Source organism: Streptomyces sp. NPDC052023 (assembly GCF_044548465.1).
Lineage (GTDB): Bacteria > Actinomycetota > Actinomycetes > Streptomycetales > Streptomycetaceae > Streptomyces.
In genome coordinates, this window is the sequence record NZ_JBIUBW010000006.1 from 1 (window position 1) to 13,382 (window position 13,382).

General features: G+C 72.6%; 12 protein-coding genes. 5 read left to right on the forward strand and 7 right to left on the reverse strand.

The features are described from left to right. The coding region (locus ACIHCM_RS14820; RefSeq protein WP_399894669.1) for an acetyl-CoA carboxylase biotin carboxyl carrier protein subunit at positions 1-482 on the forward strand (482 nt) is incomplete at its 5' end. 226 nt (positions 483-708) lie between these two features. Here ACIHCM_RS14820 and ACIHCM_RS14825 read toward each other — a convergent pair. Together ACIHCM_RS14825 and ACIHCM_RS14830 are read right to left on the reverse strand one after the other, a co-directional pair. Beyond that, entirely contained in the window at positions 709-1,677 is a 969-nt protein-coding gene (locus ACIHCM_RS14825) for a DeoR/GlpR family DNA-binding transcription regulator (RefSeq protein WP_399894671.1), read from the reverse strand. A gap of 176 nt (positions 1,678-1,853) precedes the next feature. Next, positions 1,854-3,302, reverse strand: a complete 1,449-nt coding sequence (locus tag ACIHCM_RS14830; RefSeq protein WP_399894674.1) for an NAD(P)H-quinone dehydrogenase — start codon at positions 3,300-3,302, stop codon at positions 1,854-1,856. Between the two features lie 106 nt (positions 3,303-3,408). On the opposite strand from ACIHCM_RS14830, the gene ACIHCM_RS14835 reads away from it, so the two are divergent. The 4 genes from ACIHCM_RS14835 to ACIHCM_RS14850 all read left to right on the forward strand — a co-directional run bounded on the left by ACIHCM_RS14835 (position 3,409) and on the right by ACIHCM_RS14850 (position 7,217). Then, a complete protein-coding gene (locus ACIHCM_RS14835) occupies positions 3,409-3,846 on the forward strand; it encodes a gamma-glutamylcyclotransferase (protein WP_399894677.1) in 438 nt (145 codons plus the stop codon). 49 nt (positions 3,847-3,895) lie between these two features. After that, complete coding sequence (locus tag ACIHCM_RS14840) at positions 3,896-4,174, forward strand: type II toxin-antitoxin system RelE/ParE family toxin (protein WP_399894680.1); 279 nt, start codon at positions 3,896-3,898, stop codon at positions 4,172-4,174. A gap of 100 nt (positions 4,175-4,274) precedes the next feature. Beyond that, positions 4,275-5,099: a purine-nucleoside phosphorylase gene (locus ACIHCM_RS14845; RefSeq protein ID WP_399894683.1), complete on the forward strand. Its 825-nt coding sequence runs from the start codon at positions 4,275-4,277 to the stop codon at positions 5,097-5,099. A gap of 486 nt (positions 5,100-5,585) precedes the next feature. Continuing rightward, a complete protein-coding gene (locus ACIHCM_RS14850; RefSeq protein ID WP_399894687.1) occupies positions 5,586-7,217 on the forward strand; it encodes a phospho-sugar mutase in 1,632 nt (543 codons plus the stop codon). A 330-nt stretch (positions 7,218-7,547) separates the two neighbouring features. Here ACIHCM_RS14850 and ACIHCM_RS14855 read toward each other — a convergent pair whose 3' ends face one another. From ACIHCM_RS14855 to ACIHCM_RS14875, 5 genes are all read right to left on the reverse strand, one after another. Further along, positions 7,548-8,873 (reverse strand): lytic murein transglycosylase, encoded by a 1,326-nt coding sequence (locus ACIHCM_RS14855; RefSeq protein WP_399894690.1) that lies wholly within the window; start codon positions 8,871-8,873, stop codon positions 7,548-7,550. 159 nt (positions 8,874-9,032) lie between these two features. Then, positions 9,033-9,869, reverse strand: coding sequence for a hypothetical protein (locus tag ACIHCM_RS14860; RefSeq protein ID WP_399894694.1), 837 nt, complete (start codon positions 9,867-9,869; stop codon positions 9,033-9,035). Positions 9,870-9,889: 20 nt separating this feature from the next. Further along, positions 9,890-10,777 (reverse strand): phosphate ABC transporter ATP-binding protein, encoded by an 888-nt coding sequence (locus tag ACIHCM_RS14865; RefSeq protein WP_399894697.1) that lies wholly within the window; start codon positions 10,775-10,777, stop codon positions 9,890-9,892. A 20-nt stretch (positions 10,778-10,797) separates the two neighbouring features. Next, on the reverse strand, positions 10,798-11,745 hold the full coding sequence (locus ACIHCM_RS14870) for a sortase (RefSeq protein WP_399894700.1): 948 nt from the start codon (positions 11,743-11,745) through the stop codon (positions 10,798-10,800). An 88-nt stretch (positions 11,746-11,833) separates the two neighbouring features. After that, positions 11,834-13,288: an Ig-like domain-containing protein gene (locus tag ACIHCM_RS14875; RefSeq protein WP_399894703.1), complete on the reverse strand. Its 1,455-nt coding sequence runs from the start codon at positions 13,286-13,288 to the stop codon at positions 11,834-11,836. Between the last annotated feature and the right edge of the window lie 94 nt (positions 13,289-13,382).

A 13,382-nucleotide genomic window follows, 5' to 3' on the forward strand; every position in this document is an offset into this window, starting at 1 on the left:
AACTCACCGGCTCCACCGACCCCTTCACGGTCCACACCCGCTGGATCGAGACCGAGTTCGTCAACGACATCAAACCCTTCACCGCCCCCGCCGACACGGAGACCGAGGACGAACTGGACCGCGAGACCGTCGTCGTGGAGGTCGGCGGCAAGCGGCTGGAGGTCTCCCTCCCGTCCTCCCTCGGCATGTCGCTGGCCCGCACCGGCCTCGCCGCCGGCGCCAAGCCCAAGCGCCGCGCCGCGAAGAAGTCGGGCCCGGTCGCGTCCGGCGACAGCCTCGCATCGCCGATGCAGGGCACCATCGTCAAGATCGCCGTGGAGGAGGGTCAGGCCGTCAAGGAGGGCGACCTGATCGTCGTACTCGAGGCGATGAAGATGGAGCAGCCCCTCAACGCCCACAAGGCCGGGACCATCAAGGGCCTGACCGCGGACGTGGGCGCGTCGATCACCTCGGGCGCGCTGATCTGCGAGATCAAGGACTGAGTGGTCGTACGGCACCCTGAGCGCCCGGCGGACCGGCTTCCGACGTCCGCCGGGCGCTTCGTTTCCCGTGGGGGGGCGTGAGGGAGCCGGTGCCGTCGTCCGGGCGCACCAGGGCGAGGAGGCGGCGGGGGTTCGGCGCCGTCCTCCTGGCAGCCGCTCGTGGCGGCGCCGAGAAGGCCTGACGGCCTGCCTCAGGCCAGGCCGACCCGGGGCGAAGTGCGACCCGTCACCGGCGCCGCAGATCGGCCACCCTGGCCCGCTCCCCGCCCGGTGACTGCTCGCCGAGCACGGCCGCCGTGCGCAGGGGCGACCCCGGCACCTGGCCACGGCGGGGGCCCGGGAGAGGTACGTCCCGGCGCTGCTGGCGTGCCGAGGTGCCCTCGCCGCCCGCGCTACCGGAGTTTCCCGGGGCTCCCGTGCCGGCCACCGCGATCTGGACGCCCTGGTCGGCCAGCGCCTGCAGCTCGGTGGCGGCACGGTCGTCGTGGACCGGCGGTTCGTCCGTCACGAGGCGGGTGATCACATCGGTCGGGACGGTCTGGAACATCGTGTCCGTACCGAGTTTGGTGTGGTCCGCGAGGACCACGACCTCGGCGGCGGCCTGGACGAGGGCCCGGTCCACGGACGCGGAGAGCATGTTGGACGTGGACAGACCGCGTTCGGCGGTCAGGCCGCTACCGGAGAGGAAGGCCCGGGACACCCGCAGCCCCTGGAGGGACTGTTCGGCGCCCGACCCCACGAGGGCGTAGTTGGAGCCGCGGAGCGTACCGCCGGTCATCACGACCTCCACCCGGTTGGCGTGGGCCAGGGCCTGCGCCACGAGCAGGGAGTTGGTGACGACGGTCAGGCCGGGGACCCGGGCGAGCCGGCGGGCCAGCTCCTGAGTCGTCGTACCGGCCCCGACCACGATCGCCTCGCCCTCCTGCACGAAGTTCGCGGCGAGGTCGGCGATGGCGGTCTTCTCGGCGGTCGCGAGATGCGACTTCTGCGGAAAGCCGGATTCCCGCGTGAATCCGCCCGGCAATACCGCACCGCCGTGCCGGCGGTCTAGGAGTCCTTCTGCCTCCAGTGCGCGCACGTCCCGCCGTACGGTCACTTCGGAGGTCTGGACGACGCGGGCGAGCTCACGGAGCGACACGGCCCCGTTGGCGCGCACCATTTCGAGGATCAACTGGCGACGTTCTGCAGCGAACACGAAACTGACAGTAACCCCAACGACCGTCTGCTTTCAGCAGTTTGCGCCGAATAACAGAAGTTGTTCGCACACGTCATCGGGAAGTGGTATAGGGGCCTACTCGCGCCGCCTATGCCGAACGCATGGTCGGCAACTCCCCGTGACCAGCGAGGAGTCACTTTCGGCCGCCCGGACGGTCAGCCCTCGCCGGTCGCCTTCCGGGTGTGGAGCTGGCGGGCCACCTCCGCGATCGACCCCGAAAGGGAGGGGTAGACGGTGAACGCGTTCGCGATCTGTTCGACCGTCAGATTGTTGTCGACGGCGATCGAGATCGGATGGATGAGTTCGGACGCGCGCGGCGCCACCACCACACCGCCGACCACGATCCCCGTACCCGGACGGCAGAAGATCTTGACGAAGCCGTCCCGGATGCCCTGCATCTTGGCGCGCGGGTTGCGCAGCAGCGGCAGCTTCACCACCCGGGCGTCGATGACACCGCCGTCGACGTCGGCCTGGGTGTAGCCGACGGTGGCGATCTCGGGGTCGGTGAAGACGTTGGACGAGACGGTCTTGAGGTTCAGCGGGGCCACCGCGTCGCCAAGGAAGTGGTACATGGCGATACGGCCCTGCATGGCGGCGACCGACGCCAGGGCGAAGATCCCCGTGACGTCACCGGCGGCGTACACACCGGGGGCGCTCGTGCGCGAGACCTTGTCGGTCCAGATGTGCCCGGAGTCCTTGAGCCGGACCCCGGCCTCCTCCAGCCCCATGCCCTCGGTGTTCGGGATGGCGCCGACGGCCATCAGGCAGTGCGACCCGGTGATGACCCGGCCGTCGGAGAGGGTGACCTCGACCCGGTCACCGACCCGCTTGGCGGAGGCGGCACGGGAGCGCGCCATCACGTTCATGCCGCGCCGCCGGAAGACGTCCTCCAGCACGGCGGCCGCGTCCGGGTCCTCGCCCGGCAGCACCCGGTCCCGGGACGAGACCAGCGTGACCTTGGACCCGAGCGCCTGGTAGGCACCGGCGAACTCGGCACCGGTCACACCCGACCCGACCACGATCAGCTCCTCGGGGAGCTCGTCGAGGTCGTAGACCTGGGTCCAGTTCAGGATCCGCTCACCGTCGGGCCTGGCGTCGGGCAGCTCACGGGGGTGCCCGCCGGTGGCGATGAGCACGGCGTCCGCGGCGAGCGTCTCCTCACTGCCGTCCGCGGCCCGTACGACCACCTTGCGCGACCCGTCGAGCGCCTGCATGCCCTCCAGCCGCCCACGCCCGCGCATCACCCGCGCGCCGGCCCGCGTCACCGCGGCGGTGATGTCGTGCGACTGGGCGAGCGCGAGCCGCTTCACCCGCCGGTTGACCTTTCCGAGGTCGACGCCGACCACGCGGGCGGCCTGCTCGATGTGCGGCGTGTCGTCGGCGACGATGATGCCCAGCTCCTCGTACGAGGAGTCGAAGGTGGTCATCACCTCGGCCGTGGCGATCAGGGTCTTCGACGGCACGCAGTCGGTCAGCACCGACGCTCCGCCCAGACCGTCGCAGTCGACGACGGTCACCTCCGCCCCGAGCTGGGCGGCGACCAGCGCCGCCTCGTATCCGCCGGGTCCGCCACCGATGATCACGATCCGAGTCACGTACTCCATTGTCCCGCACCCTTCAATGTGCGACTGCCCCGGGGGGCTGCCCGAGCTACCACAGGTACCCCTGGCACGGAAGTGACGCGCCGGTCGTCTGCCGTACCCTCGACCCATGTCGCTCTACGCCGCCTACGCCGGCAACCTCGACGCGCGGCTGATGTCCCGCCGCGCCCCCCACTCGCCGATGCGGGCCACGGGGTGGATGAACGGCTGGCGGCTGACGTTCGGCGGCGAGCACATGGGCTGGGAGGGGGCGCTCTCGACAATCGTCGAGTCCCCCGGTTCCCAGGTCTTCGTCGCCCTCTACGACATCGCACCCCTGGACGAGGACTCACTCGACCGATGGGTCGGCGTCGGCCTCGGCGTCTACCGCCGCATGCGCGTGCGCGTCCACACCCTCGAAGGCGAGGAGGGCGCCTGGGCCTACGTACTCAACGGCTACGAGGGCGGCCTCCCCTCCGCCCGCTACCTGGGCGAGATCGCGGACGCCGCCGAATCGGCGGGCGCCCCGCACGACTACGTGATGGAGCTCCGCAAGAGGCCCTGCTGACCCCGGCCCCGGCTCTAGACTGGGAGGACCGACGCCCACGGGAGATCACATGTCCCCCACCACGTACGACGTCTACTTCACGGTGCAGGCGGCCGAGGCCCGTGACCGGCTCGACGACCGGCAGCGCGGCGCCTTCGACAAGGGCATCGCCCTGCTGGCCCGCGACCCCTTCCTGCCGGTGTCGCGCCCCATAAGCTCGACCGGGGACGACCGTACGATCCGGCTCACGCAGAACATCATCGTGGAGTACACGGTCAGCCGTGGCCGGCTGCTGATCTTCGTCGTCGAGGTCTTCAACGACAAGGACGTCCTCGTCACCGACGAATGACCGGGCCGACCCCTGTCGTCGGAAACGACAAGACAACGATCGCAATCCCGTGACCTCCGTCATCTACGCGCGTAGGACCAGACCGGCTACCCTCTTCCGCGTGAACGCATCTCTTCTTCCGGACGACATCCAGGGCGACCCGTACGCCGCCGCCGGCGCCGCCGCCGCCCGCCTGCGCGAGCTCACCGGCACCGAGTCCCACGACGTCGCCCTCGTGATGGGCTCCGGCTGGGCACCGGCCGTGGACGCGCTGGGCGCCCCCGAGGCCGAGTTGCAGGTCACCGACCTGCCCGGGTTCCCGCCGCCGGCGGTCGCCGGGCACGGCGGCAAGATCCGCTCGTACCGGATCGGCGACAAGCGCGCCCTGGTCTTCCTCGGTCGCACGCACTTCTACGAGGGCCGCGGCGTCGCCGCCGTCGCGCACGGCGTCCGCACCGCCGTCGCCGCCGGCTGCAAGACCGTCGTCCTCACCAACGGCTGCGGCGGCCTGCGCGAGGGCATGCGCCCCGGCCAGCCGGTGCTGATCAGCGACCACATCAACCTCACCGCCACCTCCCCCATCGTCGGCGCCAACTTCGTCGACCTCACCGACCTGTACTCCCCGCGCCTGCGGGCCCTGTGCAAGGAGGTCGACCCCACCCTGGAGGAGGGCGTCTACGCCCAGTTCCCCGGCCCGCACTACGAGACGCCGGCCGAGATCCGGATGGCCCGCGTGATCGGCGCGGACCTGGTGGGCATGTCGACGGTCCTGGAGGCCATCGCGGCACGCGAGGCGGGCGCGGAGGTCCTCGGCATCTCCCTGGTCACGAACCTCGCCGCCGGGATGACCGGAGAACCCCTCAACCACGAGGAGGTCCTCCAGGCGGGCCGCGACTCCGCCACCCGCATGGGCTCCCTCCTGACCCAGGTCCTCGACCGCCTGTAATACCCAGCCGCCCCCGGCGGGAAGGCCTTCCGCCGGGACGCACGACGGGAACGCCGCCCGCGGCGCGCAGCTTTCCGCCTTGGCGCGCGCCGGGAAAGCCGCCCACGGCGGGAAGGGGCCGTGCCGGGGGGTGTCCGCCCGCAGCGGTTGGGGCGTCAACCCGGGCGAGTCGGTAAGTGACCGATTCCGCGCCGTTCCGAGGACGGACACCCCCCGGCGCGGCCCCGACACGACACGCACCGAAGGCGCTACAACAAGCCCCACAACCCGCACAGGCCGCCGCAGGCACACCGGCACCACCGGCCCCACCGCTACAGGCACGACACCCACACCACCCCCACAGGCCAACCGCAGAGACCCCGCCGCAGACCGCCGGACACCCCACACCGCCACCCGCACAGCCCGCCACGGACAGCGCACCGGCACAATCCCCTGCACAGCCGCCGCAGGCACCCCGCACCACCCACGACGAGAGGCTGACCGACCGTGCAAGACGACCTCCTCGCACAGGCTCAGGCATGGCTCACCGAGGACCCCGACCCGGAGACCCGCGCCGAACTCGCCCGCCTGATCGACACCAAGGACGTCACCGAGCTCGCCACCCGCTTCGGCGGCACCCTGCAGTTCGGCACCGCCGGCCTCCGCGGCGAACTCGGCGCCGGCCCCCTGCGCATGAACCGCACGGTCGTCATCCGCGCCGCCGCCGGCCTCGCCGCGTACCTCAAGAAGCAGGGCCACGAGGGCGGCCTGGTCGTCATCGGCTACGACGCCCGCCACAAGTCCGCCGACTTCGCCCGCGACACCGCCTCCGTGATGACCGGCGCCGGGCTCCGCGCGGCCGTTCTCCCCCGCCCCCTCCCCACCCCCGTCCTCGCCTTCGCCATAAGGCACCTCGGCGCGGTCGCCGGCGTGGAGGTCACCGCCAGCCACAACCCGCCCCGCGACAACGGCTACAAGGTCTACCTCGGCGACGGCTCCCAGATCGTCCCGCCCGCCGACACGGACATCGCCGCGGAGATCGCCGCGATCCCCTCCCTCACCACGGTCTCCCGCCCCACCGAAGGCTGGGAGACCCTCGACGACACCGTCCTGCACGCCTACCTGGCCCGCACGGACGCCGTCCTCGCCGCCGGCTCCCCCCGCACCGCCCGCACCGTCTACACGGCCATGCACGGCGTCGGCAAGGAAACCCTCCTCGCGGCTTTCGACCGCGCCGGCTTCCCGGCCCCCGCCCTCGTCACCGAGCAGGCCGAGCCCGACCCGGACTTCCCCACGGTCGCCTTCCCCAACCCGGAGGAACCCGGCGCGATGGACCTGGCGTTCGCCAGGGCCCGGGAGACCGACCCCGACCTGATCATCGCCAACGACCCGGACGCGGACCGCTGCGCGGTCGCCGTCAAGGAGAACGACGACTGGCGGATGCTGCGCGGCGACGAGGTCGGCGCCCTCCTCGCCGCCCACCTGGTGAACCGCGGAGCACAGGGCACGTTCGCCGAGTCGATCGTCTCCTCCTCCCTCCTCGGCCGCATCGCCGCGAAGGCCGGCCTGGCCCACGAGGAGACCCTCACCGGCTTCAAGTGGATCGCCCGCGTCGAGAACCTGCGCTACGGCTACGAGGAGGCCCTCGGCTACTGCGTGGACCCGGACGGCGTACGCGACAAGGACGGCATCACGGCGGCGCTGCTGATCACGGAACTGGCCTCCGTCCTCAAGGCGGACAACCGCACCCTCCCCGACCTCCTCGACGACCTCGCCGTGGAGCACGGCCTGCACGCCACCGACCAGCTCTCGGTACGCGTGCAGGACCTCTCGGTGATCGCCGACGCCATGCGCCGCCTGCGCGAGCAGCCGCCCACGCACCTCGCGGGCCTGAGGATCACGAAGGCGGAGGACCTCACCCGGGGCACGGACAAGCTCCCGCCCACGGACGGCCTGCGCTACACCCTCGACGGCGCCCGCGTCATCGTCCGCCCCAGCGGCACGGAACCGAAGCTGAAGTGCTACCTGGAGGTCGTGGTGCCCGTCACCGGCCACGCCGACCTCCCGGCGGCCCGCGCCAAGGCGACGGACCTGCTGGCGGCGATCAAGCGGGACCTGTCCGAGGCGGCCGGCATCTGAGGCACCATGGCGCTGCGCCGGGCAGTTCAGCGCAGCGCCGACGGCACAGCCACCCCAAGTGCCCCAGGACCCCCGATTCACCGGGAGTTGGGCTGTAGCACTCCCCCCGGCTGTCCGCTCCGCCCCGGCACGTCCCACGCTAAGGGGAGTGCGGATGCGCTCCTCACCCCCCCTTGGACGTATCCGCCCGCAGGTGTCCCGCACCCGAACACCACCCCCCGCGGGACGCCGAGCGCAGGCCCGGCACGGGACTTCGGCGGCGGATCAGCCGGCTGAACCGTGCCGGGCCCCGTGTGCCCCGTCCGCCCCGTCCGCTCCGTCCCGGTCCGCTCAGCCGGAGACCGGTGCGGTGGTGCCGGACGAGGTGGGCTCAGGGCTCCCGGTGGTCCCGCCGGGTGAGGGGGACGCCGGGGTCTCGGTGGAGGGCTCGGGGTCCGGGGTGGTCTCCGTCGGGACGGACGGCTCGGCGGGGTCCGAAGGGGTCTGCGACGGGCTCTCGCCGGGAGTCGGCGCGACGGTGTCGCTCGGCGTCCCGGTAGGCGTCGGCTCCTCACCCGGGCCGTCGCCCGGGCCGTCGCTCGGTTCAGGCTTGGAGGTGGGGCTCGCGCTCGCGGACGGCGTGGACGGCGGCTTGGGGGACCCGGGCCGGGTGGGCCCTCCGGGCCCCGGCGTGACACCGCCACCGGACCCGCCGCCGGAACCGCCGTTCCCGTTCCCCACCTCGACCACAGGCCTGGTCGCGAGGGCCCCGCTGCCCGCCCCCGGGCTGTCCGGGACGACGCCCGTGCCGTCGGGAACGGTGTGCACGCCGCGCAGATAGAACTCCATCCAGCCCAGGACGAGGTTCAGGTAGTCGCGGGAGTAGTTGTAGCTGAGGATCGCCCGCTCCAGGCCGGCGGCCGTGCCGAGGTCCCGCTCGCCGGCGCACAGGTAGTGGCCCGCGGCCAGAGCGGCGTCGTAGATGTTGTTCGGATCCGCGGTGCCGTCGCCGTTGCCGTCGGCGCCCCAGGTCTTCCAGGTGGTCGGCAGGAACTGCATGGGCCCGACGGCCCGGTCGTACACGGCGTCCCCGTCCCACTGCCCGCCCTCGCTGTCGAGGATCAGCGCGAAGCCGTTGCCGTCGAGGGCCGGCCCGGTGATACGGGTGAGGGTGTCGCCGTCGGCGGCGACGGCGCCGCCGCTCGCGTGCCCGGACTCGACCTTGCCGATGGCGGCGAGCAGTTCCCACTTCAGCCCGCACGAGGGATCGCTGCGCCCGACCGACGTGGCGGCCCGCTGATAGGCGGCGAACACGGTGGACGGCAGCCCGGCCTCGGTCGCGGTGCGCCGGGGAGCCGGTTTCGAGGCCTCCTTGCCCCACACCTTCTCGACGGCCTTCACGCCCTTCAGGGGCGGGAGTTCGACGTGGTAGGAATCGTCGCCCTGCGAGGGAACCTCCGGCAGTGCGGCGTCCGGCGGCACGAATCCGCCGGGCACGCTCGTCCCGTCGTCCTGCGCCACCGGCTGCGCACCGACGTGCCCCGGCGCCTGGGAACCCGCGGTGAGCAGGGCCGTGGCCACGGTGGCCACCGTCGCGACGACGGAGCCGCGCAGTCCACGCCGGCCGCGCAGCCGCGCGCCCACCTCGCGGAAGGGTCTCGTGAGCGGACGGGACATCAGAACACTCCTGCCGGTCGGGAGTTCGTTCGGGCGGCACCGGGATCCGAGGTGACGGTTCCGGTTTCCGCGACCGACGCTAGGCAGCGGCGGGCGGCACGGGGGCGCCGGGCCGACTCCGAGGGGAAAAGGGGAGATGAACAACTCCCTTTCCTCAGGTCACTCGCGCACGAGATAGCTGAAGCCCGTGTCGTCGCCGACGCAGGACTGGAGGGTGAGGTCGCCCCAGTAGAGGCCGTGGGAGGGCGTGCCGCGGCCCGGTGACACGTGGTGGGCGTAGACGCGGTACGTGAACGTGCCGCGCGGCGTCGTGGCGGTGACGGTGGTCCCCACGGTCAGCCGGGCGAACCGGTCGAAGCCCCCGCAGTACTCGTGGCCCACGACGACGGCGGTCCGCAGCGCGTACCCGTCCTCGGACCCGAGATCCGGCCCCGTCCACTGCACGGCGTCCTGACACGCGTCGACGGCGTCCTGGCCACCGCGCACGACCTTGGCCGACCAGTCGCCGATCCGCAGGGTGGTCGAACCGTCCTTGCTGCGCGCGGGGCCCTCCCGGGTCGCAGGCGCCGTCCAGGGCTTCCTGGAGGGCGTGGCGCGGGGACCCGGGGACGCGGAGGGGGACGGAGACGGGGACGGCGCCGGATCAGGAGCCTCGGCCTCGGGCGAGGCGGCGGTCGCGGTCGCTGGGGGTGAAGGGGTCGGCGTGGGCCCCGAGCCCTGGCCCACCGGCGGGGGCGACCCGGCGCCGTCCGTCGGGGACTCCACCGGACGGGACGCGGCGGGAGGCTCGGACACGACGGGCACCCCGTGCCCGCCCTGGACGGCCTGTCCGGCCGCCGGGGCGGATGCGGGCGGGTTCGCGAGCGGCTCGTCCGGGACGCCCGGGACGGCACAGCCGGCGAGGGCCACGGCGGCGGTGACGGTCAGGAGTGCCGCCGTGACGGGCACCGTGCGGCCCGCTCGTCCCGGGGGCAGTGCGCGGAGGGTGCCATGCATCGCCTGGATCCGTTCGGTGGTCAGCCGAATCGCCCGTTCACGTAATCCGTGGTCCGGGGGTCCTGCGGGGTGCTGAACATCGCGTCCGTGGCGCCGTGTTCGACGATCACGCCCGGGGTGCCCTGTTCGGCGAGGAAGAAGGCGCACTGGTCGGATACGCGGGCCGCCTGCTGCATGTTGTGGGTGACGATCACGATCGTCACCTCTTCCTTCAGCTCGTGGATCGTCTCCTCGATGCGACGCGTCGACGTCGGGTCGAGGGCCGAGCAGGGTTCGTCCATCAGCAGGACGCGCGGGCGTACCGCCAGCGAGCGCGCGATGCACAGGCGCTGCTGCTGGCCGCCCGACAGCGCGCCGCCGGGCTGGCGGAGGCGGTCACGGACCTCCTTCCACAGGCCCGCCTTGGTCAGGCACTCCTCGACCAGCCGGTCCTTGTCGTCGCGGCCGGCCCTGATGCCGCCGAGCTTGAGGCCCGCGGTGACGTTGTCGTAGATCGACATCGCCGGGAAGGGGTTCGGCTTCTGGAAGACCATGCCGATGTGCCGGCGGGCGTGGGTGATGCGGCGGCCGCGGTCGTAGATGTCGTCGCCGTCGAGGAGCACCCGGCCGGACAGGGAGGCGGAGCCGACCAGTTCGTGCATGCGGTTCAGGATCCGCAGGAACGTCGACTTGCCGCAGCCGGACGGGCCGATGAGCGCCGTCACCCTGCGCGCCGGCATCGTCAGCGAGACGCGTTCCAGGACCTTGTGGGTGCCGAACCACGCCGAGATGGCGTCGGCCTCCAGGGTGGCGGGGTCGCTCTCCGCCGTCGCCGCGCCCAGCTTGCGCGGCTTCACCGCCGTCAGCTTCTGCGTCGGGTCGAGGATCTCGTCGACGAGGGTGCTGGTGGTGTCGGTCGTATCGGTCATGGGGCTGAACTCCTCGTCGGTCAGAGCAGGTTGGGCAGCAGACGCGCGGCGGCGCCGGAGACTGCGAGGCCGAAGGCGGCCAGCACGGGCACGCCGACGATCCACGTCTGCCAGCGGCCCCAGGCGCGGTAGGCGGCCATGGTGAGCAGTGCGGCCAGCAGCAGACCCTGCGACCACAGGAAGACCGACAGCCAGGCCGCCCCTTCCGTGCCCATGGCCTGCTCGGATGTGTCGATCCAGCCGGGCGCCAGTGGGCGCGGCGGGGCGGGCATCACGTCGCTGGTCAGCTCCGCGTCGACGCGGAGGGTGCCGGACGGGGTGTAGGGCCCGCCCTCGGCGGTGATCAGGGTGAGCCTGCCCTCGCCCTCCTCGAGGGTGGGTGGCAGCGGGTCGCCCTCACGGCGGACGGCCGAGACCTCGTAGGTGGCCGTGCCCTGCCCCGTGGTCACACGGATCTCCGTGCCGGGCGGCAGCTGGTGCAGGTCGTTGAACGGGCTGCCGTACGCCCACTGGCGGCCCATGATCACGCTGGTGCCGGCCTGTCCCGGCAGCGGGGTGTCCCGGCGGTGGCCGGGGCCCGACATCAGCACGCCGGAGGTGGTTCCCTCGGCGACGACCTCCTTCAGGCCCAGCGTCGGGATACGCAGCAGCGCCACCGGCGCGCCGGGCTCCAGCAGCTTGCCCTCGTAGGTCTGCTGGCCCACCGGGGCGACGCCGAGCGCGAGTTGGCGGCGGAGTTCGTCGTACGCCGTCTGCTGGTCGCGGGCGTGCTGAAGGTGGCCGACGATCGTCAGGTTGGCGGCGAAGCCGAGCAGCAGCGCGGCGAGCAGGCACAGCGCGACCCCGGCGAACGCGAAGCCGGCGCGTTCGGCCCGCGGCGGCCCGGCGGCGGGCTCGGGCTCGGGCTCGGGTGAGGACGCCGCTGCCGGCGGCGCCACGGCCGGCGGGGGCGGGGACAGCACGGTCACGGGGTGCGCTCCTGTGGAGAGGTCTCGAAGGGGGACAAGGAGGCGCGGACGGCGGCGCTGTGGCCCGCCGCCCGTGCTCCTGGTGCCGTCAGGCCCGGGGCTCGCCGAAGCTCAGCAGCCCGCCCCGGCGGCCGGAGCGCACGGCGAAGATGCCGGCCGCGACCAGGACGACCGCTCCGATGCCGGAGAACAGCGCGATCTGGCTGCCGGTGGAGGCGAGGCCGCCCTGCGGGGAGTTGCCGCCGGTGGAACCGCCGCTGGTACCGCCGCTGTCACCGCCGGTCGTGCCGGACGTGGTCCCGGACGTCGTGCCGGAGGTGTCGCCCGACGGGTCGTCGGTCGGGTCGTCCGTCGGGTCGTCGGTCGGGTCGTCCGTGGGGTCGTCGGTCGGGTCGTCCGAGGGCCCGCCGCTGGGGTCGCCGGAGGGCTCGGCGAGGGTGAAGGACGCCTGGGCGTTCGCTCCCCCGTCGCACGCCGGGGTCCACTTCCAGGCGTTGTCACCGGCGACCGCGTCCTCGGGCACGGTGAGGGATGCCCAGGTCACCGTCCCGTTCGGGTCGGCTGTGGCCTTGGGGAAGTCGGCCTCGTGCTTGTCGAGGGCCAGCGTGTACTCCTCGCCGGCCGTGCAGCGCCGGACGATGAGCTTCACCTGCTGACCTCGCTCCAGCTGCGGGACATCCGGCAGCCGCTCGCCCTGCGCGTTGTGGAGCTCTACCCGGGGCAGCTGGACGACCAGCCTGACGGGCTCGGACTCGGAGGCGCCCCACTCGGCGGTGTTCGCCGGGTCGAAGCGGGCGGTGAAGTCGTGCGGCCCTTCGTCCAGAGCGGGAGTGGTGAGTTCGGCCTTGCCGTTCGCGACGGCGGCCTGATCGAGCGGGGTGCCGCCGTCCAGGAAGGTCACGGTCCCGGTCGCCTCGGACGGGGTGACGGTCGCGGTGAGTTTCACCGTCTGGCCGGGCTCGACCTGGGAGGGGCTGTACGTCAGCTCGGTGCTGGTCGCCTCCGCGCCCTCGCCCTGCGCCCAGGTGTCACCGGTGACGGTGATCTTCTGGGTCCAGTACGGGTTGCCGGGGACGATCTCCTCCGAGGGCTTGGCGAAGTCGTAGTTGTCCACGCAGAAGGCACGCAACTCGTAGGTGCCGTCACTGGTGACGATGTCGGCGAGGCTGTTCACCTCCATGCCGGGGTTGTCCGCCGCGGCCAGCGAGATCGACGGGGTCGCCTGGGTGTACGGCCCGCCGTCGCTCACGCCCCTCAACACCGTGGACTCGGTGCCGTCAGCCTTGACGAGGTAGAGGTTGAGATGGCTGTTCCAGTTGATGTCCTCGATCGTGACGTCGGGGCACGCGGCGGGAAGCCCCAGTGTCGGGCCGAGCGGCTCGGGATCGTCGAGCTTGCCGCCGGGCGCCATGGTGAATTCCCCGATGGACGCCGCCCGGGCAGGCTGGGACTGGGACGCGACCAGAGCTACGACACCTGCGGCGAGCACGACGCAGGCGGCCAGTATCGCGGCCGCTCTTCGGAAGGGTTGGAGCACTGTCATTGCGGAGGCCCCCCGGGGGACTGTTGGCTGCACGGACTCATGGACAGCGCGTGGGGCCGGGCACCTGGTCGGTGCCCGGCCGTCACGCGGTGGT